The organism is Corallococcus exiguus (assembly GCF_009909105.1).
In the GTDB taxonomy this organism is placed as follows: domain Bacteria; phylum Myxococcota; class Myxococcia; order Myxococcales; family Myxococcaceae; genus Corallococcus; species Corallococcus exiguus.
Map to the genome: position 1 here is coordinate 578,137 of NZ_JAAAPK010000004.1, position 24,813 is coordinate 602,949.

Here is a 24,813-nt window from a genome sequence, read left to right on the forward strand (position 1 = left end):
GCCCCGGATAACAAAGCCGGAAGCCTTTGCAATTCGCCAACGGCCTGAAATGCAAAGGGCCTCACGGTTTCCCGTGAGGCCCTTTGTTTTTCAGAGTGGAGGTGGACGGGATCGAACCGACGACCTTCGCATTGCGAACGCGACGCTCTCCCAACTGAGCTACACCCCCACATGGGGACTGCTGGCTGCCTGCTGCGCCTCGCGGGCGTTGGGTCCCGTGAAGTGAGTGGGCTAGTACCGGAGCCTCACCTTGCTGTCAAGCAGCTCGTTTTCGGCACCAACCCTGCGATTGACGTGCCGCACTGTGGATGCCATAAAAACCCCCTTCCAGTACCGCATCCTTCCCGGCCATTCCGGGCACCTTCTGGTTCATGTCCACCTCCCCATCGAAGACGTTGAGCCCCACCGAGCTCGCGAAGCTTGAGCATTCGTTCGCTTCCGACCCCTCGTCGGATGCGTATAAGCCCCTGGCGGAGGCGTACCTCGACCTGGGTCGCTTCATGGAAGCGATGGTCGTCTGCAAGAAGGGCGTCAAGGCGCACCCGACCGCGGCCGATCCCCGCATCCTCCTGGCCCGCGTCTACGCGGCGCAGAACAAAGACAAGAAGGCGCTTGAGGAAGTGATGGGCGCCCTCCAGGTGCAGCCGGAGGACAAGGCCGCCCTGCGCATGGCGGGCGTGCTGCAGATCAAGGGCGGCGAGGCCGACACCGGCCGCGGCAACCTGCTCAAGGCCTACCAGGCGGACCCCGGCGATCCGGAGACCGTCACGCTCCTCCAGCAGTACAAGGTGGAGATCCCCCGCCCCGCGGCGCCCACCCCGGTGCTCGCGCCCGTGGCCGCGCCGCCCCCGGCCGCCGCTGAAGCGCCCGCCGCGGCGACCGTCCCCGTGACGGCCCCGCCCGCCGCCGCTGAAGCGCCCGCCACCACGTCCGTGGGCCGCATCAACGCCCCGTCCCAGCAGGCGGCCCGCACGGCGCGCCCGTCGGATTCCGCCTCGCGCCCCACCCAGCGCCGTCCGCAGGTGGTGGTGGAAGAGGTCGAGGACGACGAGGACGAGCCCTCGTCGCGCCGCAAGAGCCCGCCCAAGAGCAACGGCAGCAAGATGCTGTCGATGGTCCTGCTCATCCTCATCCCGCTGTTCGCGGGTGGATACGGCTTCTACTCGGCGCAGGCCAAGAAGCGCAGCCGCGAGCTCAAGAAGAACCTGGACGTCGCCACCGAGCAGCTCAAGCACGACTCGTTCGCCAGCTACAAGAAGGCGTGCGAGGCGGCGGACCTGGCCCTGGAGGTGGACGCCGACTCCACCGCGGCCCACGGTTATCTGGCGTACGCGTACGCCATCCGCTGGGGTGAGCACGGCGGCGGCGACGACGCGCGCCGGCAGGCGGAGGAGCACCTGGCGGCGGCCCAGAAGGGCAAGGAGCTGTCCAGCCACCTCATCGCCGCTCAGGCGCTGATCAAGACGTACAGCGGTGACGGCAAGGGCGCGCTGGCCTCGCTGGAGACGCAGGTCAAGGAGCTCAACGACCAGAACAAGGCGTCCTCGCTCCTGTACCTCACGCTGGGCCTCATCCAGATGAACGCGGGTGACCTGGAGCGCGCGCGCGACAGCCTGGAGCGCGCGCAGGCGCTGGCTCCGGATGATCCGCGCGTCTACGCGGGCCTGGGCGCGGTGTACCGCCGGCTGGGCCAGGACAACACCGCCTGGAAGAACTACGACTTCGCCCTGCGCTACGAGAAGGACCACCCGGAGTCGCTGCTGGGCCGCTCGCTCCTGATGCTGGAGCAGGACGCGCCGAACTACGCGGTGGCCAGCCGGGACATCAAGAAGCTGCTGGAGGCGGAGCCCCCGCCCAGCCCGCGTCAGCTCGCCACCGCGCAGCTCGCGCGCTCGCTGCTCATCGCCCGCGTGGCGCTGGCCATGCCCACGCTCAAGCCGGACCAGCAGCAGCTGCTGACCGAGGCCACGGGCGTGCCGGCGGAGCCCGCCAAGGCGAAGCAGGAGGTCACGAAGGCGGAGGAGACCGGCTTCGCGCTCGACAAGCAGAACCCGGAGCTGAACCTCATCAAGGGCCGCCGCCTGCTGGCGGAGGGCAACTTCGACGCGGCCGCGGAGGAGATCCGCAAGGCCATCCGCGCGGACGGCAGCCGTGCTCAGTTCCACGTCGAGCTGGCCAAGGCCCTCATGGGCAAGCCGGGCGGTGAGAAGGAGGCCTCCGAGGCGCTCGTCACCGCGCTCAAGACGATGGGCGACAGCCCCAAGCTGGTGGTGATGCTGGGCAACGCCTACCGCCGCCAGAACAAGCTGGAGGACGCGCTCGCGCAGTACCAGCGCGCGGTGAAGGACCCCAAGGCGAAGAACCCGGAGGCCCGGCTCGCCATGGGCGCCATCTACCGGGAGCGCTCGGAGTGGGACAAGGCGAAGGAGCAGCTGGAGAAGGCCAGCCAGGAGTTCTTCGGCCAGCCGGACCGCGTCGCCAACGCGCTCACGGAGCTGGGCCGCGTCTACCAGGGCAAGGGCGACGCCGCGAAGGCGGACGAGACCTACCAGCGCGCGCTGCAGGCCGACGAGAACTACTCGGCGGTCTACTACTTCTACGCGCAGCTGCTCTCCAAGGACGCCAAGCAGTCGGGCAAGGTCAAGACGCTGGCGGCCGAGTACGTGCGGCGCGAGCCCAAGGGCGAGTACCTCGCCGACGCGCAGCGGCTCGCGGGGAACTGACCCCCGCCTCCCGCTGTCCCCCCACGCCGCGAGGCCCCTTCCCGGGCTTCGCGGCGTTTCGTTTTTGACGGGGGGCGACAAGGCAGGCTGATGTGGCGGGGAGCCCCAGCCTTGCCACCCCTCCCGGGTGACGGTATGGGAGGGTCCACCCCACACCCCCTTGACCGGTAGCCGGGAGCGACCGCGGTCCAGGGACTACCTGCTGGAGTCCGCTTGAGCGCGCGTGCCCTGTCCCAGTCGTCCACCGCGTCCGACCTGATTTCCCTCACCAAGCCGAGGCTGTCGTCGCTGGTGCTCATCACCGCGGCGGGCGGCATGTTCATGGCTCCGGGGCACTTCACGCCGGTGCGGACGCTGGTGACGCTGCTGGCGACGGCGGGCACGGTGGGCGCGGCGAACGCGTTCAACTGCTACTGGGAGCGTCACAGCGACCAGTTCATGGCGCGCACGCGCAACCGGCCGCTGCCCGCCGGGCGCATGGACCCCAACACGGCGCTGTGGTTCGGCCTGTCGCTGGCGGCGGTGTCGCTGCCCGCGCTGGTGCTGGGCGCCAACCTGCTCACCGGCGTGCTGGGGCTCGTCGCGCTGCTCAGCTACGTGCTGGCGTACACGCCGCTCAAGGCCCGCACGTCCGCGGCGATGCTGGTGGGTGCGATTCCCGGCGCGCTGCCTCCGCTCATGGGCTGGACGGCGGTGACGGACCGGGTGGACGCGGGCGGCTTCGCGCTGTTCGCCATCATGTTCCTCTGGCAGATGCCGCACTTCATCGCCATCGCGCTGTTCCGCAAGGACGAGTACGCCGCCGCGGGCCTCAAGTCCGTTCCGCTGGAGCGAGGGGACGAGTCTAGCCGCGCGCAGGTGGTGCTCTACCTGGTGGCGCTGGTGCCCATGACGCTGTTGCCGTTCCAGTTGCACATCGCGGGCACGTGGTACCTGGCCGCGGCGGTGCTGCTGGGGCTGGGCTTCCTGGGCCTGGGGGCGTGGGGCTTCTTCAAGCACCTGGGAAAGCCCTGGGCGCGCCAGACGTTCCTGTATTCGCTCGTGTATCTCACCGGCCTGTTCGCCGTGATGGCGCTGGACCGCATCCCCCGCGGCTAGCACCCCCTCGCTGCGTCCGGGTGCGAGGCCGCCTTTCGCATGCCTGACACCTCCGTTCCAACCCCGCCCCCGCCGCTGCTGCGCATCGAGGGGCTCACGCGCCGCTTCGGCGAGCGCACCGCCGTGGACGGGCTGTCGCTGTCCGTGCAGCCGGGCGAAATCCTGGGTCTCCTGGGGCCCAACGGCGCCGGCAAGTCCACCACCTTCCAGCTGCTCGCGGGCCTGCTCTCGCCGGACGCGGGGCAGGTGCACTTCGCCGGCAAGGTGCTGTCCCTGAGCGACCCGGCGCTGCGGCGCCAGATGGGCATCATCTTCCAGAAGAGCAGCCTGGATGACCTGCTCACCGCCCGGGAGAACCTGCTGCTGGGCGCGCGGCTGTACGGCCTCACGGGCGCGGACGCGAAGGCGCGCGTGGAGACGATGCTGTCGCTCATCGGCCTGCAGGACCGGAGCGATGAGAAGGTGGGCACCTGGTCGGGCGGCATGCGCCGGCGGCTGGAGCTGGCGCGGGCGCTGGTCCACCAGCCGCGCGTGGTGCTGATGGATGAGCCCACGCAGGGCCTGGACGAGGCGGCCTTCCGCACCTTCTGGACGCACCTCAAGCGGCTGCGCGACGCGCAGGGCGTCACGGTGCTGCTCACCACGCACCGCGCGGATGAAGCGGAAGGGTGCGACCGGCTGGCGGTGCTGGACGCCGGGAAGCTGGTGGCGTGCGACACGCCCTGGGCGCTCGCCTCGCGCATGGGCGGGGACATCCTCACGCTGGAGGGCCCGGAGCCGGAGGCGCTGGCCGCGCAGGTGACGGAGCGGCTGGGGCTTGCGGCGACGGTGGTGGAGGGGCGGGTGCAGGTGGAGGCTTCGCAGGGACACGCGCTGGTGCCGCGGCTGGTGGAGGCCTTCCCTCCGGGGCGGTTCGCCTCCGTGTCGCTGCGCCGGCCCACGCTGGCGGACGTGTTCCTCCAGCTCACCGGGAAGGCCCTGGGGGCGGATGCTCCCTCGCCCACGCCCGCGCCGAGGAAACGCCGATGAGCGCCGACATCCCCGTGCCTGTTCCGTCCCCCTCACTGGACGCTCCCGCCGCCCCGGTCCACCGCCGGGAGCCGGGGACGCTGGCCTTGCAGTGGGCCACCGTGTGGGTGCTGCTCTCGCGCGACGTGGTGCGCTTCTTCCGGCAGCCCAGCCGGGTGGTGGGCGCGCTGGCGCAGCCCATCCTGTTCTGGTTCGTCATCGGCTCCGGCTTCGCGGGCTCGTTCCGCGTGGAGGGCGCGCAGGGGCTGGGCTACCAGCAGTTCTTCTTCCCGGGCGTCGTCACCATGGTGGTGCTCTTCAGCGCCATCTTCGCCACCATCACCGTCATCGAGGACCGCAAGGAGGGCTTCCTCCAGGCGGTGCTGGCGGGGCCGGGCTCGCGGCTGGCGGTGGTGCTGGGCAAGGCGCTGGGGTCGTCCACCATCGCGCTGATGCAGGCGTCGCTGTTCCTGCTCTTCGCGCCGCTGGCGGGCGTGGACGTGAAGGCGGTGGACTACCCGTTGCTCGCGGCGGTGATGGTGCTGTCCGCGCTGGCGCTCACCGGCATGGGCATGGCGCTCGCGTGGTGGGTGAAGTCGAGCGCGGGCTACCACGCGGTGATGAGCCTGGTGATGCTGCCCATGTGGGTGCTCTCCGGGGCCATGTTCCCGGTGAAGGGCGCGGGGCCGGTGCTGTCGTGGGTGATGACGCTCAACCCGATGCGTTTCTCCGTGGAGGGCGTGCGCCGCGCGCTGTACGGGGCGCAGGCGTCGCTGGCGGTGGGCTCGCAGGGTGGGGCGACGGTGGGGTGGGAGGTGCCCGCGCTGCTGGCGTTCGCGGCGGTGTTCGTGGGGCTGGCCGCGTTCAGCGTGAGCCGCCGCGAGTAGCCGTGCGCCGTGTGTCGATGGACTTGCCCGGTGCCTTCCACTACGACGGCGGGCACCGCATCACGAAATATCCTCCAGAGGAGACCGCCTCATGAAGCTGCGTCTGCTTGGCTTGTCGATGGTCGGTGTCGCGGGGCTGCTGGCCCTGCCCGCGTGCAAGAAGGAGGAGGCGCCCACGCCCCCCGCCGAGCGTCCGGCGGCCCCCACGCAGCAGGCCGTACCTCCGGCTCCCACGGCGGGAGCGGGTGCGGGCGAGGCGGCGGCCCCGGCGGCGCCCGCGGGCAACGGCGTGGTGAAGGGCACGGTGTCGTTCACCGGCACGCCGCCGGTGATGGCGGAACTGGCGCCCAGCGTCGACCCCGCGTGTGACGGACGGCCGGAGAAGGAGCAGTCCGTGCTGGTGAAGGACGGCAAGCTCCAGAACGTGCTCGTGCGCGTGAAGGGGCCGGTCGCGGGTGCGCCCGCGGCGCCGTCCACGCCGGTGGAGGTGGACCAGTCGAAGTGCACCTACGTGCCGCGCGTGCAGGGTGCGGTGGCGGGCCAGCAGGTGGTGTTCAAGAACAGCGACGGCACGCTGCACAACGTGCGCGGCGTGGTGGGCACCAAGCCCCTGTTCAACGTGGCGCAGCCGCCCTCCGGCGCGCCGGTGCAGAAGCCGATGCCCACGGACGCGGAGGTGCTGCGCCTCAAGTGCGACGTGCACCCGTGGATGACGGCCTACGTGGTGAGCAACCCCAACCCGTACTTCGCCACCACCGGCGCGGACGGTTCCTTCACGCTGACGGGCCTGCCCGCGGGCACGTACACGCTGGAGGCGTGGCACGAGACGCTGGGCACGAAGACGGCGGAAGTCACCGTGAAGGATGGCGCGCCCGCGGAGGCGACGTTCTCCTTCGCCGCGACGGACGCGCAGGCGAAGCAGTAGTCCGCAAGGGGACAGGGGACGGCGCCTTCGCGCGGTCCCTGGACCCGGCGGAGGGCTTCGCGACGGAGCCTCCCGTGCCCCCGCCTTGCATGGGGCACGCGGAACGCGCGCGTTTCGCCGCTGCTAGCCCAGCGTGCTCGACACCGGTCCCGGCGGCCCGGCCTTGCGCACCGTGAAGCCCACGCGCGCGCCGCCGGCGGGCCGGTTCTCCGCGAAGGTCTCACCGCCGTGGGCCTTGGCGATGCGCTGCACCAGCGCGAGCCCCAGCCCCAGTGAGCCGGCCTCGCGCGCCTCGCCGCCCCGGTCCTTCCGGTAGAACGGCTGGAAGATGCGCTTCTCCTCGCCGGGCAGGAGGCCCGGGCCCCGGTCCTCCACGCTGAAGGCGAGGTGCTCCTTCCCGTGCTCCTGGATGCGCAGCGCCTCCACGCCCACGCCGTGCTTGCGCGCGTTTTCGAGCAGGTTCACCAGCGCCCGGCCCAGCAGCGTTGCGTCCGCCATCAGCGCCACGTCGTCCGTCTCTGGCTGGAGCAGCGTCGCGGACAGCCCCACGCGCTCCAGCGCCTGCGCAGCGAGCACGCCCGCCTCCAGCGCCTTGGGCGTGAGCTGTCCGAAGTCCAGGCGGGAGCTGGCGAGCAGCTCGCCCACCAGCGCATCCAGCTCCACGACCTCGCGGTCCACCTGGTCCAACGTGCGCGGGTTGCCGCCGCCGTCGCGCAGCAGCTCCGTCAGCACGCGCAGCCGCGCCAGCGGCGTACGCAGCTCGTGCGACACCGCCGCCAGCAGCTCGCGTTGGTCCGCCATCTGCTTCTCGATGCGCGCCGCCATGTCGTTGAAGGACTCGGCGAGCACCGCGAACTCGCCGGTGGTGTGGCGGTCCAGGCTCGCCCGAGCGCCCAGGCGGCCCTCGCCCAGCTCCTGCGTGGCCTTCACCAGCGTGTCCACCGGCCGCGCCAGCCGGAACGAAATGCCGCCCGCCGCCGTCCACAGCACCAGCACCGCGATGCCCAGCGGCAGCACGGCGCGCCAGGGGCCCCGCGAGCGGGCCTGCAGGTAGCAGGCCTGCAACGACCCCAGCTGCGTGTCCTGCCGCATCACCGGGAGGGTCGCGTCCGGCTTCGAGCACGGTGAGCCGCCCCTTGCCACCACCGCGCCGGACAGGTCCGTCAGCACGACGTCCACGTCCAGGTCGTCGGAGATGCTCCGCATCAAGGCGTCGCGCTCGGCGGGCGCGTCCCACACCTCCGCGAACTGGTGACCCACGAACGCGCGGATGCGGTCCGTCTCCTGTCGCCAGCTGTTGCCGCCCGTCAGGTTCATCACCCACGACACCACGAGCACCGTCACCAGGATGGTGAGCCCGAACATGACGAACAGCCGCCGCCGCAGCCGCGCCTGGACGTAGGAGCCCAGCCGGCCCAGGTGGAACATGCGCCGGCGGCGGGCATGGGCCTGGGCGTGGCGGCCGAACCTCCGGTGCAGCTCCGGCCCGCAGTCCTCCCGCTTGGGAGGCCAGTGGTGATGGCCCCAGCCCATCAGGCGCCCTCCTTGGCGAACACGTAGCCCACGCCGCGCACCGTCTTGATGAGGCGCGTGCCCACGTCCCCCAGCTTCTGGCGCAGGTGGGAGATGTGCACGTCCACCGTGCGCTCGCTCACCACCGTGTCGCTGCGGCCCGCCTCACCCAGCAGCGCGTCGCGGGGAATCACCCGGCCCGCCCTGCGCACCAGCGCGAGCAGCAGGTCGAACTCCAGGCCCGTCAGCTCCACCGCGCGCCCCTCCACCTTCACCTCGCGCCCGGACACGTCGATGGAGACCCCGCTCGACTCGAGCCGGTCCGCCACCGCCGCCGGCTGCGCCCGCCGCAGCACCGCGCGCAGGCGGGCGAGCAGCTCGCGCGGTCCGAAGGGCTTGGGCAGGTAGTCGTCCGCGCCCAGCTCCAGGCCCACCACGCGGTCCGTCTCGTCGCCCTTGGCGGTGAGCATCAGCACCGGGATGCGGCTCTTGGCCCGGATGCGCTTGCACACCTCCAGGCCGTCCATGCCCGGCATCATCACGTCCAGGAGCACGGCGTCGTAGGCGTTGGCCTCCAGCGCCGCCAGCCCGCGGCCACCGTCGGGCGCGTGGCTGACGGTGATGCCGTTCTGCCCGAGGTACTCCGCGAGCAACTCGAACATCCGGGTGTCGTCATCGATGAGCAGGACGCGGGTGGGCATGGGCGGGGGCGAATCCTAACGCGCTCCCGGTGCGTCGGCGGGGCCCGGTGAGCCCTGGGGCCTGGGGGCATGCCAGTCCCAGTAGGGCGGCATCCCGTTCCGGTAGCTGGGGCCACCCCAGTCACCCCGATGGCAGGCGGCGCGGTGGTGGCGGGCAATGCTCGCGAAGCCGGAGGCATAGCCTCCGATGGCACCCGCGGCGAGGAGGACGACGAGCAGACGGTGGCGCATGGGCAATCTCCAGGAAGGGGACAGGGAAGGGTGGTTTCAGACGAAGGACGCGGGGCCGTCATCGTTGTGGGGGCGGCCACCCCACCGGCCGTACCCGCCGCAGCGCCGCCCGTGCCAGCCCCGGCCCTCGCCGCGCCATCCGTAGCCCCAGCCGTGCTCGATGATGTCCGCGAGCTCGCGGCGCTGGTTGGGCTCCAGCGCCTCGTGCACCTGGGACAGGGCGTCCTGCACGGCGTTGCGCAGCGTCTCCAGCGCCACGTCGTGGCGGGTGAACAGCTCGCGCAGCATGGCGCCGTCGAAGTGCTCCCCTCGCAGCGAGCCCGCGAGCGACGTGCGGCTGGGGCCCCACTGGTCCTTCACCTTGGCGAAGGCCTCGCGCACGTTCTCCACGGCCTTCACGATGACCTTCTCCTGGCCGGGGGACGTCTCCAGCCGCTCGAAGAGCCAGCGCAGCCGGGGGCGCATGCCAAACCGGCCTCCGCGGCCGTGGTGGTGGTGTCCGTAGCGCCCCCGGCGCAGGGTGGCGAAGAGGCCGGCGAGGCAGGCGGTACCGAAGATGAATCCGAACATGGTCTTGGCTCCAGGAAGCAGGCGAGCGCCGAATCGGCGGGCCCGTGTCGTTTCTGACGGAGCTCAAGGTAGAGGGCGGGTGTGAAGCCCACGCCCGGCGGCGGTGAAGAAGTGTGAAGGGCTTTCGGAGGGGTGTCCGGAATGCCCGGTGGGGCATGGGATGTTCCAAAGCCGGGCCTCGACTGCAGCCGCTGTGTCGGATGCAGGACGACTGCCGGCAGGATTCCACTCTCAGGAGTGGTGTTCGCGCCGGAAGTGGGTAGAGTACCCGGCGTGCCGGGGCGGTGTTCGTTCCGGCACCGGTGGAAGGCGCGAGCCTCCCACCTGTTCAGAGCAGAGAAAGAGAAGAGACTCACAATGGCTTCTGGTACCGTGAAGTGGTTCAACGACGCGAAGGGCTTTGGTTTCATCGCGCAGGACAATGGCGAAGACGTTTTCTGCCACCACACTGCGATCAACATGGACGGCTTCCGCACCCTGGCCGAGGGTCAGAAGGTGGAGTTCGAAGTCACCAAGGGCCCCAAGGGCCTGCAGGCGCAGAACGTTCGCGCCGGGTAAGCGAGCTGAACCGTCGACTCACCCCTTGAGGTGAGTCCTCGAAGCCCAGTCTCCCCGAGGAGGCTGGGCTTTCGTCTTTCCGGACGCAGGGCAGGCGGGCGACCACCGCGACGCGGCCCGCCACGGTCCGGGGTCTTCCCTACCTTCTCCCAGGAGGAGCGCGGCGCCGGACGCCGCCCCCCAAGGAGAGGCGAACATGGGCGACACCAGCGTGAAGAAGGTCGAAAGCCGCCATTCCCCCAAGGGGGAGATGGGCCAGAAGTACCTCGCATCCGGCGTCCGTGTGGCCATGCGGCTGTGGGAGGACGAGCCGCCCGCCGAGGCCAAGCCCGCCAGCACGCGCGACTACGAGACCGTGGGCTTCGTGCTCAAGGGCCGCGCGGAGCTGCACCTGGAGGGGCAGGTCATCCTGCTGAACCCCGGCGACTCCTGGCTCGTGCCGCGCGGGGCCAGCCACACCTACAAGGTCCTGGAGACCTTCTCCGCCGTGGAAGCCACGAGCCCCGTCTCCTCCGTCCACGGCCGCGACGAGCACGAGGCCCCGAAGGGCGCCAAGGCGTGACGAACCGTTGAGCTCAGGGACCGCCCTTCGGTGCCACCGGGGGCGGTTCCCGTTCAGTGAGGACGCCCACTGCATCGTCCATCTCCGAGGTGGAGGAGCAGGTAAAGGCCTGGGGAGAATTCGCCTTGCACACAAGCAAGGTTCCCGCGGGGACTGGCTTGTAGCCAGGGAGCACCGGGGAGCGGGCGTCCTCGCCTGAGCCGCAGTCGAAGACGCCTGGGGCGTACGTCTCGTCAGGCATGCACAGCAGGCCTGCGGCGGACTGAAGGGCCCCCAGGGCGTACTCCGTGCCAAGGCACACGGTGGCTCCAACGGTTTGCGACTCGCAGCGCAAGTCCGCCTCACTGTCCGGATCCGGTACGAAGCGCTCGCAGCCCCTTCGATGGACGCGTGACTGGAAGCGGCCGTTGCCTCCGCTCGGGTCGCTGTCGTACCAGAGCTGAAGGTGCTCTCCGTTCGCGGAGCGGAGCAGGGCCTGGGAAATGGCGGAGTCGATGCCTGGCAGGTGGAAGATGGCGATGAAGGGCTTGCCAGCCGCGTCCGCTGCCTCGACGCAGGCGCGCATTTTCAGCCGGTCCTCGTAGCTTCGGGCTTCGCCGCAATCCACGGACTGGGCGTCCGCCAGGGGGCGCGCGGTCGCCACGATGTCGCAATCATTGAAGTGCGCCTGCGTGGTGAAGCGGACGGTGCCGACAGGAGCAGCGGAAGGTGCCTGCTGGACGCCAGCGCATCCGGCCGCACCCAGCACGAGGGCGACCGCGAGGGAAAACCGTGAGGTCATCCCAGAATGCTCTCGCGTCCTCCCGGCATTGTCAGCCCCACGGGCAGGTTCCGTCCGGGGGGCGCATGAGAATCCTGTCCGTCGAAGAGAAGCCCCTTCATGAGTGGTGGTACCTGAACGCGTCGCCGCGCGGGGGCACCCGTGCGGAACGACTCCCCTTGCTGTGCGGACAGGTGGACGCCCTTCCTGCGGACCTGGACGCGGTCATCGCGCTCTCGGACCTCCAGGGGATGGCGCCGCATGCCGTGAAGGGCGGGGCGGCGGCGCTCCTGGGCGAGGTCGTGGCCGACGAACTGGCGATAATGTGCAAGGCGGGCAACCTCCCTCCCGCGAACCGCACCGGCATCATCCTGGCGGGAGACCTCTTCTCCAACGACACCGCGGACGAACGGGGCGCATCCGGCGACGTGCGGAGCGTCTGGACTGCCTTCGCCAGGTACTTCCGTTGGGTCGTTGGCGTGGCGGGAAATCACGACACGTTCGGCGGTACCGGGGAGCGCGAGCGCTTCTTCCGCCAACCCAGGCAGAAGCTGCTGGATGGCGAAGTCGTCGCGCAGGACGGACTTTCGGTGGGCGGGGTGAGCTACATCATCGGTCGCCCGGACAAGCTCAACCGGCGCGAGCAATCCGCCCAACTGGAACGGATTGAAGAGGTGCTGCTCCAGGAGCCGCAGGTGCTCGTCCTCCACGAGGGCCCGGACGCCCCGGGAACAGGGCTGCGAGGCAACGCCATCATCCGGGAGGCGGTGGAGCCCTGGAGCAGGCTCCTCGTCATCTGCGGCCACTGTCATTGGGACGTGCCGCTCGTCACGCTCGCGAGCGGGACCCAGGTCCTCAACGTGGATGCGCGCGCGGTGATTCTCAGGCGTGCCGGGGCTTGATGGGAGCGCGCGTCCTGCGCCCCCAGAAGACGAAGAGCGACAGCGCGACCAGGAAGAAGTTGAAGGGCGTGTTCGCCGCCTCGCCGCGAGAGAAGTGGAAGACGATGGCGCTGACCTGGAGCAGCATGCAGCCCAGGGCCGCGAGGACCGTCAGGCCCGGTTTCACCCGCGTGAGCGAGGGCAGCACGACGCCCAGCCCGCCCGCCAGGTCGACCGCGACGATGAAGTACAGGAACGCAGGCGACACCTGGCCTGCCCACGGAATCATCGCGGCGAGCTCCGGCAGGGGCGTGAGCGCCTTCCAGAGGCCCGAGCCGACGAAGGTGATGCCCAGCAGCGCCTGGACGACCCACAGGCCCATGTGAAGGGCTTTGGACGGCTTCGCTGAAACGCCAACGGGAGGGGAGAGCGTATCCATCGTGGCTCCGGGGTTACTTCCATGTGCCTGGTTACGGATGATGACCACGTCTCTCTGGCATACCGTGCACAGGCCGGACAAGGAGGCACATTGAAGTCACCAGGGTACGGAAAGATGACCGGGCGCTATGACGACGACTGCGTCGCGACGCGCGAAATCCTCAGCCTCGTCGGGGACAAGTGGAGCGTGATGGTCATCGTCAACCTGGGCGAAGGCCCCGTGCGCTTCAGCGAGCTCAAGCGCGCCATCGAGGGCATCTCCCAGCGCATGCTGACCCTCACGCTGCGCAACCTGGAGCGGGACGGACTGCTGACGCGCACCGTGCACCCGACGACGCCGCCGAGCGTGGACTACGCGCTCACGAAGCTGGGGCGCACGCTGCTCGAACCGGTGTCCGTGCTCGCGATGTGGGCGCAGCGACACCGGCCGGAGATTGAACGCTCCCGAGAGGCCTTCGCACGCACCGCCAGGGCGAAATGAGCGGTGTCGCGTTCCGTGCTGACGCAGCCGCTTGCCGAGGTGACGCGGCGCCAGGGCTGGCCCCCGGCCCTCCAGGGGCGAGCGCAGCGTGGCATCCGAATTGCGTAGGGGCTGGGCGTTCCCCCTCGCATCGGAAAAGCGCTCATGACCTCCAAGACGCCTTTCACCCAGGGCATCCTCATCTGCCCGACGACGCACATTGACTGGGATTGGGTCTACACGTTCGACCAGTACTACGCCTCCAACAGCCAGGCGACGGGCTCCAGCTCCGGACGCGACACGGTCCAGAACATCTTCAACGCCGCGGTGTCGCTCTTCTCCCGGCGGATCGGCTTCACCTTCTCCGTGACGGAGGTGGGCTTCCTGCAACGCTATGCGCGGGACAACCCGGCAGGCATCACGGCCTTCGCGGCGGCGGGTGACGACTTCTGCCTGATGGGCGGTGGCATCACGTCGCCGGACAACCTCGTCTGCGCGGGCGAACTCTTCATCCGCAACTACCTGGTGGGACGCACCTGGGCGAAGCAGGCCGGGCTCGAGGCCAACCTGTACGACTCGGCGTGGCTCCCGGATGACTTCGGGCATGACCCCCAGCTGCCGGTGGTGCTGAACGCCATGGGCCTCACCACGGCCGGGCTCTCCCGCGTCCCCGGCTCGCCCCAGGGGTCGCCGGGGGCCGCGCCCATCGACCCCGTGGGTCCCTCCATCGCGTCGCAGTTGAACACCCACGGCCTGGTCTTCCATTGGCAGGCGGGGGACGGCTCCCGCATCACCACGCTCTTCATGCCCAACACCTACGGCACCGTGGGCTACCTGGACGCGGACGACATCTCCAGCAATGCCCAGACGGTGAACCAGTTCGTCAACCAGTACTCCTCGGGGTGGCCCGGCGGCCTCCGCTTCATTCCCGTGGGCATCGACTTCGCCACGCCCTCCGTCACCTCCCCGTCAGGCGAGGTGTTGAGCTGGTTGAACGTGACCCACGGCTACAACAGCACCTACGGCAACAGCAACGGAGTCAAGGGAACCACGGGGACGTTCAAGACATACATGGACGCCGTCCTGCAAAGCGGCGCCTCGCTCCCCGTGAACGCACCGCTCAACGCGCAGAACTACTGGACGGGTTACTTCGCCAGCCGCCCCGCGCTGAAGCGGAACCAGTACGCGGCGGTGCGCGCGCTGATGTCCGCGGAGGTCATCAGCGCGCTGCTTCGCACCAGCAGCAGCTACGCCACCTCTTCGCTGGACGCGTTCGACTCCACCGTCTGGAATGGCTGGGAGGTCCTGGCCCCCAGCTCCCATCACGACTTCGTGACGGGCACGTCTCCGGACAACGTGTATTACGGCGAGCAGTTGCCGCTGAGCCGGCAGGGCGTCTCGGTGGCGAGGGCCGCCCTGGACCAGGGGATGGAGCTGCTCGCGCAGGGCATCTCCGCGAAGCTTCAGTCCCAGGAACTCCCTGTCGTCGTGTGCAACACGCTCGGGTTCGAGCGGGTCCACGGGCTGCTGGCGGAGCTGACCCCTCCACCGGCGGACCTCCGCTTCCACGCCGTGAAGAGCGTGCGGACCCGTGACGGGTTGCTGCCCATCCAGCGGGCCGCGAATGGGAACCTCCTCTTCATGGCGGCGCCCCCCAGCGCGGGATACGAGACGGTCTACCTCTCCACCCTGTCCCCGCCGGGGCCCATTGTGATTGCGCAGCCGTCCGTGAGCGGCACGGCGACCCTCGAGAACGACTTGATCAGCGTGACCCTCTCCAAGGAGCACGGGTGGGGCATCAGCCAGTTCTCGTATGGAGTGGACGGCGGGACTCGCAGCCTCTTCGCCTCCAAACACGTGGGCAATCATCTGCGGTTCTACAACGACTCCGGCAACATCTATCAGTTTGGCAATGAGCCTTATGCCTCCACCAATCCGCCTGCCTATGGAAAGTTCAGCAGGGACTGGTCCGCGAAGTTCGTGGGAGGAGACGCGCGGTGGCTGGAGCAGGGACCGTACCGTTATCGCTTGCAGGCGGAGGTGACGGAGCAGAACAGCGGCCACTGGTTCACGCTGGAGTACTCGCTGGTGGTGGGCGAGCGCTTCCTCCGGATGAAGCTCACGGGTTCCTCGCCTTCTGGCATGTCGGTCGCGGTGGCGTTCCCCATGGTGGACCCGAGCGGGACGGCGCCCACGACGCTCAGCTACGGCACGCCGCACTACCAGCAGGACGTCCTGCCCGTGCCCAACTGGCCCGGTCCGACCTTCGTCGCCACCCATGACTACGTGATTCCCTGCATCCAGCAGGGCAGCCAGCCGGTGGGAGGCATCTACCATCAGGGCATCCCGGCCTGGACGCTGGACGACGAGGGCGTCCTGCTCGGCGTCGTGCTCCGCAACACCCCCGCGGGCGGCCGGGGCGCGTCTGGCAGCGACTTCGGCTGGCATGAGCAGGAGTACGTCGTGGCGCCCCCGCTGTATGTCAATGGCACGCCCCGGCTCGGCACGCCCCTGAAGGACGCCCTGTCGGTCACCACCCCGCTGGAGGCCCGCTTCATCTCCGGCGGACAGGAAGGGCAGGGGGGCGCGCTGGCGGAGACAGGCTCGCTGGGACAGGTGACGGCGACGAACGCCGGGACGCCGGTGGAGTCTGAGGACGTGATGATTCGCGTGGCGCGGGTTCAGGCGCCGGGAGCGGCGGGGGGCTACCCCAGCTGTGGCACGACGAGCGGTGCGATTCCGAGCAGCCTGGTGGTGCGCACCGAGAAGCGGGGCAGCCATGCGACCCAGCTCACGGTGCGGCTCCCCTTCCTGGCGACGGCAGGCAGCGCCGAGACCCAGGCGGTCACCGCGCTCGAAGCGCCGCTGACGGAGCTGGCGGCCGTGCCCTCGGGGACGGACACCGTGACGGTGGACTCACCCCGTGCGCTGGCCGCGACGCGGATCGCGTGGTGCCGCACGCAGGGGGGATGAAGCGCTCTCAACGAGTGCTTCTCTTCCCGAGGGGACGGGCACAGGATGACGGGAGGATGCCTCCCCGTGCTGCCCGTCCACCTCGCTGTTCGCGTTGCAACCTGGCGAAACACCTGTGCCTGTGCACGGAGGTTCCGCAGGTGGAGACCCGGACCCGCTTCGTCTTCCTCCAGCACGTGATGGAGGTGTCGAAGCGGAGCAACACCGGGGGCGTGGCCGCGCTCGCCCTCGCGAACGCGAAGCTGCTCATCCACGGCTCGATGGCGGGGACCCTCGACATCGAGGTGCTCTCCGAGCCGGGGACCTGGCTGCTCTTCCCAGACGGCCCCACCGCGCCGCCGGACGCGCCTCCTCCCAGGCAGGTGGTGGTGCTGGACGCGAACTGGTCGCAGGCGCGGAGGATGACCCAGCGGCTCCCCGAACTGCGGGCACTGCCCCGGCTGGTGCTGCCTCCTCCGGAGCCCGGCCTGCTCCGGCTTCGCGAACCCTCGCACCCCGCGGGGATGTCCACCCTGGACGCCGTGGCCCGCGCGGTGGCCTTGCTGGAAGGACCCGAGGTGGCGGCGCCGTTGGTGAGGCTGGCAGCGCTCCGGGTGCAGCGCATCGCCGACTGTGGGACCCTGAACTGAGTCCCATGGGATACCGGCTGATCATCTTCGACTTCGACGGGACGCTCGCGGACAGCGCGGATTGGCTGCGCGGCATCTTCAACGACGTGGCACGGCGCTATGGCTTCCGCACCGTCAGCGAGGAGGAGCTGGAGGCGCTGCGCGGGCAGGACACCCGGGCCATCATCGCGCAGCTCGGCGTGCCCATGTGGAAGATGCCCTTCATCGCCGCCCACGTGCGCAAGCTGGTCGCGCGTGACGCGCACCGCATCCCGACCTTCCCGGGCGTGGAGGCGATGCTGGAGAAACTGGAGGCACGGGGCATCACCCTGGCCGTGGTGAGCTCCAACGCGGAGGAGAACGTGCGGCGCGTGCTGGGGCCGGTGGCGTCCGCGCGCATCCGTTACTACGCCTGCGGCGCGGGCCTCTTCGGCAAGCGGACGAAGTTCCGGAAGGTGCTGAAGGCCGCGGGCGTGCGTCCCGGCGAGGCCCTCTCCGTGGGCGACGAGGTGCGCGACATCGAGGCCGCCGCGGCCGAGGGCATCGCCACCGCCGCGGTGACGTGGGGCTACGCGACGGAGGCGCTGCTGCGCTCACGCGCGCCCACCGTCGTCTTCACCCGCCTCGACGAACTGCTGCCATTCGTCGCGGTGTAGGCGTGCCCTGTCAGCGCGTGCTGTTGCGCAGATACTGCGCATAGAACCGGATGGCGGCGGCGTGCTCCTCCACGGAGAGCCGTTCGTCGCGGCCGTGCATCCGGGTGAGGTCCTCACGGTTCATCCGTACCGGCACGAAGCGATACACGCTGTCGCTCAGGGGATGGAAGTAGCGCGCGTCCGTGGCCGCCACGGTGAGGAAGGGCGCCACCAGCACGTCCGGGAACACCTGCCGGATGCTGCGCTGCAGTTGCCCCCAGCCCTCCGTGTCCATGCGTGACACCGGCGAGGCCTCGTCGCCCTCGGCGGTCAGCTCCACCCGCTCGTCATCCACCACCTTGCGCACGTGGGTGCGCACGTCCTCCAGGCTGTCGCCCGGCAGCAGGCGGACGTTGAGCACCGCTCTCGCCTGTGAGGGCAGCACGTTGGGCTTGGGGCTGCCTTCGAGCATGGTGGCCGCGAAGGTGGTGCGGATGCTGGCGTTCGTGGAGGGCGCCGCGGACATCTGCCGCTCGATGACGGGCGAGAAGAGCCAGGTGTTGGCGAAGAGCAGGCGCATGCCGAAGTTCATCTCCGGCCCCACGTACTCGAAGAGCGCCCGTGTCCCGCCGCGCAGCTCGGGCTTGAACGGGTTCTCCTCCAGCCGCACGAGCGCCCGGGCCAGGGTGTTCGCGGCGGTCTGCGGGGGCGGCATGGACGCGTGTCCGCCCGCGCTCCGCACCACCAGCTCCACGCGCGCCGAGCCCTTCTCCGCCACGCCCACCAGCGCCACCGGCGCGGCCACGCCGGGCACGAGCCCCGCGCCAATGGGGCCACCCTCGTCCAGCACCGACTCCAGGCGCACGCCCCGCTCGCGCAGCAGCGCGGCCACGCGAGCGGCACCGTCATGCCCGCCCACCTCCTCGTCCGCGCCGAACGCGAGCATCACCGTGCGGCGGGGGCGGTAGCCCTCGGCGAGCAGGCCCTCCACGGCTTCCAGGATGGCCAGCACGCTGCCCTTGTCGTCCAGCGTCCCGCGCCCGTACACGTAGCCATCCGCCACGACGCCATCGAAGGGCGGGTGGCTCCAGGTGGCCTCCGCCTCCGCGGGCACCACGTCCAGGTGGCCCATCAGCAGCACGGGCTGAAGGCCGGGCTCCGAACCCTTCCAGGTGTAGAGGTGCGCATGCGCGCCCACGGCCTCATGCGCGAGCTCCGCGTGCATGCGGGGAAACCGCGCCACGAACCCGTCATGCAGCGCCTGGAAGGCGGCGTCCTCCGCCCTCATTCCGTCGGAGGAGGCGATGGTGCGGTGGCGCAGTGCCTCCGCGAGGCGGCTCGCTGCCGCGGCGGCATCCACCGTGAAGGGCTCGGCGGGCTCGGCGGTCACCTGCCGTGAACCGAAGCGCAGCGTGCGGACGACGAGGACGCCCCCGAGAAGCAGGACGAGGACCAGCAGGACGAGGAGGACGCGCTTCATCGGTTGGGAGTTCCCGGAGAGGTCGCCACCGAGCCTAGCAGCAGGCGCGGCGCATCACTCCCGGCGGCGAAGCCGGACACCGCGACCCCAGGGCGAGGCCCTGGGGCCTCTCCGGCCGGATTCCAACATCGGGGGGCCCCCGGCGGGCGGCTCCAGCGCAGGGGCTGGAAGGCTAGCCTGCAACGCGAAAGCCAGTAACAAATCGAAATACAGTCGTGGTGACACAGGAGGCGGGGGGCACAGCCATGCGGATGATGCGAATGAGGGCCGTGCTCGTCCCTGATCAGGGGGCGTTGGCGGTGTCGGAGGACTACTTCCGTTCCGCGCACCATCTGCGAGCCGAACAGGTGACGCATACGCTGGTCCTCGAGGACGGCAGGGGGAACGCGCAGCGGGTGCCGCTCATCGTGCGGCCCATCGAGGGGACGCCCTACCGCGATGCCATCTCCCCGTATGGCTTTCCCGGCGGCGCGCTGGCCGGGCTCCGGGAGGTGTCGAAGGATGCGGTGGATTGGACGGGGACGGAGCTCGTCAGCATCTTCGTACGCGACCGCGTCTCGGGGCCCCGGTGCTTCGCGGGCGGGACGGAGCGCAACGAGGTGTTCTTCATCGACCCGCGCCTGCCGGTGGCGTTCCGGGAGATGCATTACCGGCACATCCGGCGCAACCTCCGGCTGGGCTTCGTGAGCACCGCGAGTGAGGCGCGCGAGGCGTCGCGCAAGGACCGGGAGGGATTCCAGTTGGCCTACCGGCAGACCATGGTTCGCGAAGGCGCGAACCCCCGGTACTTCTTCTCCGACGCCTATTTCGAGCAGCTGTTCTCGTCGCCGTGGGCCTGGCTGGTGACGACGCATGCACCGGAGGGGGGCGTGGCCTCCGCCGCGCTGTGTGTCAGCAGCGACGGCATGCTGCACTACTACCTGGGCGGAACCGCGGATGCGCACCTGTCGCGCTCGCCGGCGAAGAATGTCTTTGGAACGCTGGTGGAACTCTGCTCGCAACTCGGCGTGACGCTCCATCTGGGCGGAGGCGTCCAGCCGGGGGACAGCCTCGAGCAATTCAAACGGAGCCTGTCCAACGCGAGCTCACGCCTCCACACCCATGAGTTGATCTGCGACCCGGCGGTGTATGCCCGCCTGTCGGAAGGCCGTGACGACACGGGCTTCTTCCCTGCGTATCGCGCGCCCCGGAATTGAGTGACAGGTCGCATCCCTGCCCTCTGACACGAGGGCAGGCGCCTGCGGAAGACGTGACACATGTCCGCGACCCAAGGGCGCATGGTGAGAATACCGTGAGACACCTACCGTTGGACCTGCTCCGAAGGCTGGCCGGAGAGTCCCAGGAAGGGTGAACCCGGATGACACGCATTCCTGCCGCTCCGGAGACGAACCCACCGCGTCTGATGGAGCTGGACGCGCTCCGGGGTTTCGCGGCGCTGGCGGTCGCGCTGTATCACTTCACGGCGGAATACAGCGACCTCTACGGACACACGGTTCCCCTCTGGGAGATGCGCTTCGGGAAGTATGGCGTCCAGCTCTTCTTCGCCATCAGCGGCTTCGTCATCCTGATGTCGCTGGAGCGCGTGGAACGGGCCCGGGACTTCGTGTGGAGCCGCGCGGCCCGGCTCTACCCGTCCTATTGGACGGCCGTCGCGCTCACCTTCACGGGGGTGACGCTGTTCGGGCTGCCGGAGCGTGAATTCAGCCTCCAGACGGCCCTGGTCAACCTGACCATGTTTCACGAGTTCCTCCGCGTCCCGCACGTCGACACCGTGTATTGGACGCTGACCATCGAGTTGTCGTTCTACCTGCTGATGTTCGTGCTCGCGTACACGCGGACGCTGCCCAGGATCATCCCCATCTTCATCGTGCTCGTCGTGTTGCAGACCCTGGCGGAGCTGGCGGCCCAGTCCCTGGGCGTGACCTTCCTGGCGCGACTCGCGAGCCGGCCGCACCTGCAGTACTTCGCGCTGGGCGTGCTGGCCTTCAAGCAGAGCCGCGGCGAGGTCTCCCGTCCGTCCGCGCTCGTGCTGGTCGCCGTCAGCTTCGCTCACGAGGTGCTCGTGGGGAGTGAGGCTCCAGCCCTCGTGTTCCCGGTGGTGCTGGGCCTCGCCTACGCGTTGTCCAAGGGCTGGCTGCGCTGGCTCACCTGGCGCCCGCTGCTCTTCATGGGGTTCATCTCCTACCCGTTCTACCTGGTCCACCAGAACATCGGTTACGTCATCATCCGGCGGCTCGAGGCATCGGCCTGGCGCCCGGAGGCAGCCATCGCGGTCGCGCTGGTGGCCGGGTTCGTGCTGGCCATCGTCATCACCTACGGAGTCGAACAGCCCGCGTTGCGTGCCTTCCGGCAGTGGCGGCGGAAGGCAGGAGTCCGGGCGGCGGTTCCGCCACGCCTCGCCTGAGGGCCTCCGCGCCCCGCGCTGGAGCAGGGGGTCGGCGGGCCCTGCATCGCTCATGGAAAGGATACGCTCGAATGAATCACACCGAAGCCTTGCGACTGCCGTCTCCGAGCCTGAAGTCCTGCCGCGCGGTCCTGATTCCTGACGCGGGAATGTCCACCCTGTCGGAGGACTACTTCCGCTCCGCGCACCACCTGCGGGCGGAGGGCGCGACACATACACTGCTCATCGAGGACGGCGACGGGCGTGCGCTGCGGGTGCCACTCCTCGTGCGGCCCATCGAGGGGACGCCCTACCAGGACGCTATCTCCCCGTATGGCTTTCCCGGCGGGCGGATGGATGGATTGAGCGAGGTTTCGAAGGACGCCGTGGATTGGACCGGCATCGGGCTCGTGAGCCTCTTCGTGCGCGACCGCGTCTCGGGGCCCCGCTGCTTCGCGGGCGGGACGGAGCGCAACGAGGTGTTCTTCATCGACTCCCGGCGCCCGCTCGAGTTCCAGGCGGAGGCCCGCCGGCAGATGCGGCGCAACACGCGGCTGGGCTACGTGAGCACCTGCGGTCCGGCGCGCGAGGCCTCGCACGAGGAGCGCGAGGGCTTCAAGGAGGTCTACCGGCAGACCATGGTCCGCGACGAAGCGCACGCCCGGTACTTCTTCTCCGACGCGTACTTCGAGGACCTGTTCTCCTCGCCGGTGGCCTGGCTCCTGACGACGCGTGCGCCGGACGGCGGCATCGCCTCCTCCGGGGTGGTGGTCGCCAGCGACGGCGTGCTGCACTACTACCTGGGCGGGACGGCGGATGCGCACCTGTCGCGCTCTCCGACCAAGAACACCGTCTTCGAGGCCATGGTGGCGCTCAGTGTCCGCATGGGACTGCCATTGCACCTGGGCGGTGGCGTGCGGCCGGGGGACGGCCTCGAGCAGTTCAAGCGGAGCTTCGCGAACGCAAGCTCCCGCCTCCACACCCACGAGATCATCTGCGAGCCCTCGGTGTACGCGCGCCTTTCGGAGGGTCGCGGCGAAACGGGCTTCTTCCCGGCGTATCGCGCGCAGCGGGGCTGAACAGGGGAGGGCTCTCCTGTCTTCGCGCCCCCTGTCAGGACGGGCCGGGTGTTTTCGTCCCGCCCGGACCCGATACACCCAGGAGCCCGCCGGATGTCGGACGCCAGTTCCGCAGATGAGTGAGCCGCGGCGACACGTTCACCGTTGCCGCGGCCCTCTGCCACAGCTCATCCCGGTCCCCGTGGAGAGGCAGATCGCCGCCAGATGTTCCTCATTTGCGCGGATGCCTTCATGTCTGACCCCAAAGCCCTGTCGTGGAATCTCTCCGTGCCAGCAGCGCTGTTGCTGATGGCCCCCTTCGACCTCCTGGCCTCGCTGGCCATGGACATCTACCTCCCCGTGGTTCCGGCCATGACCGGAGTCCTCGGCACCACTCCCTCCATCATCCAACTCACGCTGAGCCTCTACATGGCCATGCTCGGGGCCGGGCAGCTGGTGTTCGGCCCGCTCTCGGACCGCATCGGACGGCGCCGGGTGTTGCTGGGGGGCGCGTGGGTCTTCGCGCTCTCCTCCTTCCTGCTCGCGAGCACCACCGATGCCGCGATGTTCGTCGGGTTCCGGCTCCTGCAAGCCATGGGGGCCTCCGCCGCGCTCGTCGCGACGTTCGCCACCGTCCGGGACGTCTATGCGGAGCGGCCCGAAGGCGCGGTCATCTACAGCCTGTTCAGCTCCATGCTGGCCTTCGTTCCGGCATTGGGCCCCATCGCCGGGGCCCTGCTCTCAAGGCGCTTCGGATGGCGGTCCCTCTTCGTCACGCTCGGAGTCCTGGCGACGGCGGCGTTGCTCCAGGCCCTGCCTCGCTGGCCTGAAACACGTCCCTCCGGCGTGGCTATTCAGAAGGTGTCCGTCCCGCGCATCCTGCGCAGCGCCGCGTTCTGGACGTACACGCTGGGCTTCAGCGCGGCGATGGGCTCCTTCTTCGTGTTCTTCTCCACGGCGCCCCGGGTGCTCATGGGACGGGCGGGCTTCTCGGAGCTGGGCTTCAGCCTGGCCTTCGCCACCGCCGCGCTCGCCATGATGGTGACGACGCGCTTCGCGAAGCACGGTGTGGCCCGCTGGGGGCTGGCGGGAAGCCTTGCGCGCGGCATGCTCCTGTTGCTGCTGGGCGCGGCGTTGCTCACCGCCGGGCAGCTCCTCATGGCGCCGTCCTTCTGGACGTTCGTCGCGCCCATGTGGGTCATCGCCGCGGGCATCGTGTTCGCCGCGTCCGTCACCGCCAATGGCGCGCTCCAGGCCTTTGGCGCAGTGGCAGGAACGGCGGTCGCGCTCTACTTCTGCATCCAGAGCCTCGTCGTCGGCGTCGTGGGGACCCTGATGGTCGTCCTGCTCGACGGCGACACCGCCTGGCCGCTGGTGGGTTACGCCTCGCTCATGGCGGGGGTGACGTTGGGCTGCCTGGCATCCTTCAGGCGCGCCTAGCCCTTCCGGTCCCGGCGCCACCTCGCGGGGGTGGTGCCATGGGCCCGCCGGAAGGCCTTGCCGAAGTGCACCGCGTCGGCGAAGCCGGTCGCTTCCGCGACCTGCTCCAGCGACGCGGGCGTGCTCAGCATCATCGCCTGTGCGCGCTCGAGGCGGGCGCGCAGTTGCCATTGATAGGGCGCCACGCCCGTGGAGGCCTTGAAGGCGCGGCTGAAGTGCGCCTGGGACAGGTCCACCAGCGCCGCCAGCTCCGACAGCTCGACCCGTCCAGGCAGGCGCGACTCCATGAAGTCGAGCACCCGCCGGAGCTGCCACGGTGCCAGGCCCTTGCGCGTTGAAGGACGTTCTCCACGACGCGACCCCAGCCTGGCGAAGAGGGCGGCGGTCAATCCATCGCCGTAGAGCTGGGTGGCGGGGTCGTCGTCATCCACCACGTCGGCCAGCAGCCGCATCAGCGTCCAGAGCCGGTCATCCACGAAGCGCAGCCTCGGCGCACCCAACTCGGTGGGGCTCAGCGGTTGGCCCAGGCGCTCGCCCAGGTCCTTCATGTCGAACGTGAGCACGGCGTCGCGCACCAGGCGCGAATTGGCGCTGTAGCCCCACAGTGGCATGCCGGCGGGGATGAGGTTCAGCTGCCGGGGGACGTAACCGATGGCGCAGGGCCGGCCTTCGCGCAGGCGCGGCTCGCAGGGCACCCCAACCTCCTCCAGCAACGCGCTCAGGCGTGTATGGCTTTCCAGGCACAGGGGATGCTCGGCCGGCCCCGAACAGCGGGTGGCATTCACATCCACGCAGATGCGATTCCATTTTCGCCGGCTGACGGAGATATCCACCACGTTCTCCGGCAGCGGGCTCAGCCGTTCAGCGCGCGTCTCCACGACATCGTCCTCCCATTCCCCAGGCGGCGGGGAGCCACTTCCCG

24 protein-coding genes and 1 tRNA gene are annotated in these 24,813 nt (G+C 69.8%); 16 read left to right on the plus strand and 9 right to left on the minus strand.

The genetic code is table 11. The annotated features are described in order from the left end of the window. Positions 1-96 precede the first annotated feature (96 nt). A tRNA-Ala gene (locus GTZ93_RS18470) sits at positions 97-169 on the minus strand. Between the two features lie 202 nt (positions 170-371). On the opposite strand from GTZ93_RS18470, the gene GTZ93_RS18475 reads away from it, so the two are divergent. The 5 genes from GTZ93_RS18475 to GTZ93_RS18495 all read left to right on the plus strand — a co-directional run bounded on the left by GTZ93_RS18475 (position 372) and on the right by GTZ93_RS18495 (position 6,641). Beyond that, entirely contained in the window at positions 372-2,723 is a 2,352-nt protein-coding gene (locus GTZ93_RS18475) for a tetratricopeptide repeat protein (RefSeq protein WP_161662902.1), read from the plus strand. Between the two features lie 213 nt (positions 2,724-2,936). Then, positions 2,937-3,821 carry a heme o synthase gene (gene cyoE / locus GTZ93_RS18480; protein ID WP_139923681.1) on the plus strand — a complete coding sequence of 295 codons (885 nt, stop codon included), beginning with the start codon at positions 2,937-2,939 and terminating at the stop codon, positions 3,819-3,821. A 39-nt stretch (positions 3,822-3,860) separates the two neighbouring features. Beyond that, positions 3,861-4,850: an ABC transporter ATP-binding protein gene (locus GTZ93_RS18485; protein WP_139923679.1), complete on the plus strand. Its 990-nt coding sequence runs from the start codon at positions 3,861-3,863 to the stop codon at positions 4,848-4,850. Beyond that, on the plus strand, positions 4,847-5,716 hold the full coding sequence (locus tag GTZ93_RS18490; protein ID WP_161662903.1) for an ABC transporter permease: 870 nt from the start codon (positions 4,847-4,849) through the stop codon (positions 5,714-5,716). Before GTZ93_RS18485 ends, GTZ93_RS18490 begins: the two co-directional genes overlap by 4 nt. Before the next feature lie 91 nt (positions 5,717-5,807). Continuing rightward, positions 5,808-6,641, plus strand: coding sequence for a carboxypeptidase regulatory-like domain-containing protein (locus GTZ93_RS18495; RefSeq protein ID WP_167548175.1), 834 nt, complete (start codon positions 5,808-5,810; stop codon positions 6,639-6,641). Between the two features lie 123 nt (positions 6,642-6,764). On the opposite strand, the gene GTZ93_RS18500 is transcribed toward GTZ93_RS18495, so the two are convergent. From GTZ93_RS18500 to GTZ93_RS18515, 4 genes are read right to left on the minus strand one after another with little or no spacing between them, the layout of a single operon-like run. Then, the gene (locus GTZ93_RS18500) at positions 6,765-8,174 is read right to left on the minus strand and encodes a HAMP domain-containing sensor histidine kinase (RefSeq protein ID WP_139923930.1); all 1,410 of its coding nucleotides are present in this window, start codon (positions 8,172-8,174) and stop codon (positions 6,765-6,767) included. Next, a complete protein-coding gene (locus tag GTZ93_RS18505) occupies positions 8,174-8,854 on the minus strand; it encodes a response regulator transcription factor (protein ID WP_120578923.1) in 681 nt (226 codons plus the stop codon). Before GTZ93_RS18505 ends, GTZ93_RS18500 begins: the two co-directional genes overlap by 1 nt. A gap of 15 nt (positions 8,855-8,869) precedes the next feature. Further along, complete coding sequence (locus tag GTZ93_RS18510; protein ID WP_139920127.1) at positions 8,870-9,085, minus strand: hypothetical protein; 216 nt, start codon at positions 9,083-9,085, stop codon at positions 8,870-8,872. 36 nt (positions 9,086-9,121) lie between these two features. Beyond that, on the minus strand, positions 9,122-9,655 hold the full coding sequence (locus tag GTZ93_RS18515; protein WP_120578921.1) for a periplasmic heavy metal sensor: 534 nt from the start codon (positions 9,653-9,655) through the stop codon (positions 9,122-9,124). Between the two features lie 357 nt (positions 9,656-10,012). Here GTZ93_RS18515 and GTZ93_RS18520 point away from each other — a divergent pair, with 357 nt between their 5' ends. Further along, positions 10,013-10,213 (plus strand): cold-shock protein, encoded by a 201-nt coding sequence (locus tag GTZ93_RS18520; protein ID WP_120563874.1) that lies wholly within the window; start codon positions 10,013-10,015, stop codon positions 10,211-10,213. A 196-nt stretch (positions 10,214-10,409) separates the two neighbouring features. Continuing rightward, a complete protein-coding gene (locus tag GTZ93_RS18525; RefSeq protein WP_120578920.1) occupies positions 10,410-10,775 on the plus strand; it encodes a cupin domain-containing protein in 366 nt (121 codons plus the stop codon). A 13-nt stretch (positions 10,776-10,788) separates the two neighbouring features. Here the strand turns inward: GTZ93_RS18525 and GTZ93_RS18530 are convergent, their stop codons facing one another. Continuing rightward, on the minus strand, positions 10,789-11,556 hold the full coding sequence (locus GTZ93_RS18530) for a hypothetical protein (protein WP_139920128.1): 768 nt from the start codon (positions 11,554-11,556) through the stop codon (positions 10,789-10,791). Positions 11,557-11,621: 65 nt separating this feature from the next. On the opposite strand from GTZ93_RS18530, the gene GTZ93_RS18535 reads away from it, so the two are divergent. Then, on the plus strand, positions 11,622-12,437 hold the full coding sequence (locus tag GTZ93_RS18535) for a metallophosphoesterase family protein (protein WP_257979332.1): 816 nt from the start codon (positions 11,622-11,624) through the stop codon (positions 12,435-12,437). Here GTZ93_RS18535 and GTZ93_RS18540 read toward each other — a convergent pair. After that, the gene (locus tag GTZ93_RS18540) at positions 12,418-12,798 is read right to left on the minus strand and encodes a DoxX family protein (protein WP_257979333.1); all 381 of its coding nucleotides are present in this window, start codon (positions 12,796-12,798) and stop codon (positions 12,418-12,420) included. The genes GTZ93_RS18535 and GTZ93_RS18540 overlap by 20 nt on opposite strands. Positions 12,799-12,969: 171 nt before the next feature. Here GTZ93_RS18540 and GTZ93_RS18545 point away from each other — a divergent pair, with 171 nt between their 5' ends. From GTZ93_RS18545 to GTZ93_RS18560, 4 genes are all read left to right on the plus strand, one after another. After that, the gene (locus tag GTZ93_RS18545) at positions 12,970-13,335 is read left to right on the plus strand and encodes a winged helix-turn-helix transcriptional regulator (RefSeq protein WP_233597224.1); all 366 of its coding nucleotides are present in this window, start codon (positions 12,970-12,972) and stop codon (positions 13,333-13,335) included. A 144-nt stretch (positions 13,336-13,479) separates the two neighbouring features. Continuing rightward, the gene (locus GTZ93_RS18550) at positions 13,480-16,287 is read left to right on the plus strand and encodes a glycoside hydrolase family 38 N-terminal domain-containing protein (RefSeq protein WP_139920132.1); all 2,808 of its coding nucleotides are present in this window, start codon (positions 13,480-13,482) and stop codon (positions 16,285-16,287) included. Positions 16,288-16,343: 56 nt separating this feature from the next. Further along, on the plus strand, positions 16,344-16,916 hold the full coding sequence (locus GTZ93_RS18555; protein ID WP_120578915.1) for a tRNA-uridine aminocarboxypropyltransferase: 573 nt from the start codon (positions 16,344-16,346) through the stop codon (positions 16,914-16,916). A 5-nt stretch (positions 16,917-16,921) separates the two neighbouring features. Then, entirely contained in the window at positions 16,922-17,551 is a 630-nt protein-coding gene (locus GTZ93_RS18560; protein WP_139920135.1) for an HAD hydrolase-like protein, read from the plus strand. A 10-nt stretch (positions 17,552-17,561) separates the two neighbouring features. Here the strand turns inward: GTZ93_RS18560 and GTZ93_RS18565 are convergent, their stop codons facing one another. After that, positions 17,562-19,010 carry a M20 family peptidase gene (locus GTZ93_RS18565; protein ID WP_139920137.1) on the minus strand — a complete coding sequence of 483 codons (1,449 nt, stop codon included), beginning with the start codon at positions 19,008-19,010 and terminating at the stop codon, positions 17,562-17,564. Between the two features lie 245 nt (positions 19,011-19,255). Between GTZ93_RS18565 and GTZ93_RS18570 the strand changes: the two genes are divergently transcribed. The 4 genes from GTZ93_RS18570 (at position 19,256) to cml (ending at position 23,891) form a co-directional block, all read left to right on the plus strand. Then, a complete protein-coding gene (locus GTZ93_RS18570) occupies positions 19,256-20,206 on the plus strand; it encodes a GNAT family N-acetyltransferase (RefSeq protein ID WP_139920139.1) in 951 nt (316 codons plus the stop codon). Between the two features lie 161 nt (positions 20,207-20,367). Continuing rightward, positions 20,368-21,414: an acyltransferase family protein gene (locus tag GTZ93_RS18575; RefSeq protein ID WP_120578911.1), complete on the plus strand. Its 1,047-nt coding sequence runs from the start codon at positions 20,368-20,370 to the stop codon at positions 21,412-21,414. A gap of 71 nt (positions 21,415-21,485) precedes the next feature. Continuing rightward, on the plus strand, positions 21,486-22,472 hold the full coding sequence (locus GTZ93_RS18580; RefSeq protein WP_139920141.1) for a GNAT family N-acetyltransferase: 987 nt from the start codon (positions 21,486-21,488) through the stop codon (positions 22,470-22,472). A 231-nt stretch (positions 22,473-22,703) separates the two neighbouring features. Next, positions 22,704-23,891: a CmlA/FloR family chloramphenicol efflux MFS transporter gene (gene cml / locus GTZ93_RS18585; protein ID WP_180946114.1), complete on the plus strand. Its 1,188-nt coding sequence runs from the start codon at positions 22,704-22,706 to the stop codon at positions 23,889-23,891. Here cml and GTZ93_RS18590 read toward each other — a convergent pair. Further along, positions 23,888-24,769 (minus strand): helix-turn-helix domain-containing protein, encoded by an 882-nt coding sequence (locus tag GTZ93_RS18590; RefSeq protein ID WP_139920145.1) that lies wholly within the window; start codon positions 24,767-24,769, stop codon positions 23,888-23,890. The two genes, cml and GTZ93_RS18590, sit on opposite strands and share 4 nt — an antisense overlap. Positions 24,770-24,813: the final 44 nt, after the last annotated feature.

Excerpts from the sequence above, each read along its gene's own strand:
- GTZ93_RS18475 (WP_161662902.1), top strand. The coding sequence starts at position 372 with ATGTCCACCTCCCCATCGAAGACGTTGAGCCCCACCGAGCTCGCGAAG.
- GTZ93_RS18485 (WP_139923679.1), top strand. The coding sequence starts at position 3,861 with ATGCCTGACACCTCCGTTCCAACCCCGCCCCCGCCGCTGCTGCGCATC.
- GTZ93_RS18490 (WP_161662903.1), top strand. The coding sequence starts at position 4,847 with ATGAGCGCCGACATCCCCGTGCCTGTTCCGTCCCCCTCACTGGACGCT.
- GTZ93_RS18495 (WP_167548175.1), top strand. The coding sequence starts at position 5,808 with ATGAAGCTGCGTCTGCTTGGCTTGTCGATGGTCGGTGTCGCGGGGCTG.
- GTZ93_RS18500 (WP_139923930.1), bottom strand. The coding sequence starts at position 8,174 with ATGGGCTGGGGCCATCACCACTGGCCTCCCAAGCGGGAGGACTGCGGG.
- GTZ93_RS18505 (WP_120578923.1), bottom strand. The coding sequence starts at position 8,854 with ATGCCCACCCGCGTCCTGCTCATCGATGACGACACCCGGATGTTCGAG.
- GTZ93_RS18510 (WP_139920127.1), bottom strand. The coding sequence starts at position 9,085 with ATGCGCCACCGTCTGCTCGTCGTCCTCCTCGCCGCGGGTGCCATCGGA.
- GTZ93_RS18515 (WP_120578921.1), bottom strand. The coding sequence starts at position 9,655 with ATGTTCGGATTCATCTTCGGTACCGCCTGCCTCGCCGGCCTCTTCGCC.
- GTZ93_RS18520 (WP_120563874.1), top strand. The coding sequence starts at position 10,013 with ATGGCTTCTGGTACCGTGAAGTGGTTCAACGACGCGAAGGGCTTTGGT.
- GTZ93_RS18525 (WP_120578920.1), top strand. The coding sequence starts at position 10,410 with ATGGGCGACACCAGCGTGAAGAAGGTCGAAAGCCGCCATTCCCCCAAG.
- GTZ93_RS18530 (WP_139920128.1), bottom strand. The coding sequence starts at position 11,556 with ATGACCTCACGGTTTTCCCTCGCGGTCGCCCTCGTGCTGGGTGCGGCC.
- GTZ93_RS18535 (WP_257979332.1), top strand. The coding sequence starts at position 11,622 with ATGAGAATCCTGTCCGTCGAAGAGAAGCCCCTTCATGAGTGGTGGTAC.
- GTZ93_RS18540 (WP_257979333.1), bottom strand. The coding sequence starts at position 12,798 with ATGGGCCTGTGGGTCGTCCAGGCGCTGCTGGGCATCACCTTCGTCGGC.
- GTZ93_RS18545 (WP_233597224.1), top strand. The coding sequence starts at position 12,970 with ATGACCGGGCGCTATGACGACGACTGCGTCGCGACGCGCGAAATCCTC.
- GTZ93_RS18550 (WP_139920132.1), top strand. The coding sequence starts at position 13,480 with ATGACCTCCAAGACGCCTTTCACCCAGGGCATCCTCATCTGCCCGACG.
- GTZ93_RS18555 (WP_120578915.1), top strand. The coding sequence starts at position 16,344 with ATGCCTCCCCGTGCTGCCCGTCCACCTCGCTGTTCGCGTTGCAACCTG.
- GTZ93_RS18560 (WP_139920135.1), top strand. The coding sequence starts at position 16,922 with ATGGGATACCGGCTGATCATCTTCGACTTCGACGGGACGCTCGCGGAC.
- GTZ93_RS18565 (WP_139920137.1), bottom strand. The coding sequence starts at position 19,010 with ATGAAGCGCGTCCTCCTCGTCCTGCTGGTCCTCGTCCTGCTTCTCGGG.
- GTZ93_RS18570 (WP_139920139.1), top strand. The coding sequence starts at position 19,256 with ATGCGGATGATGCGAATGAGGGCCGTGCTCGTCCCTGATCAGGGGGCG.
- GTZ93_RS18575 (WP_120578911.1), top strand. The coding sequence starts at position 20,368 with ATGACACGCATTCCTGCCGCTCCGGAGACGAACCCACCGCGTCTGATG.
- GTZ93_RS18580 (WP_139920141.1), top strand. The coding sequence starts at position 21,486 with ATGAATCACACCGAAGCCTTGCGACTGCCGTCTCCGAGCCTGAAGTCC.
- cml (WP_180946114.1), top strand. The coding sequence starts at position 22,704 with ATGTCTGACCCCAAAGCCCTGTCGTGGAATCTCTCCGTGCCAGCAGCG.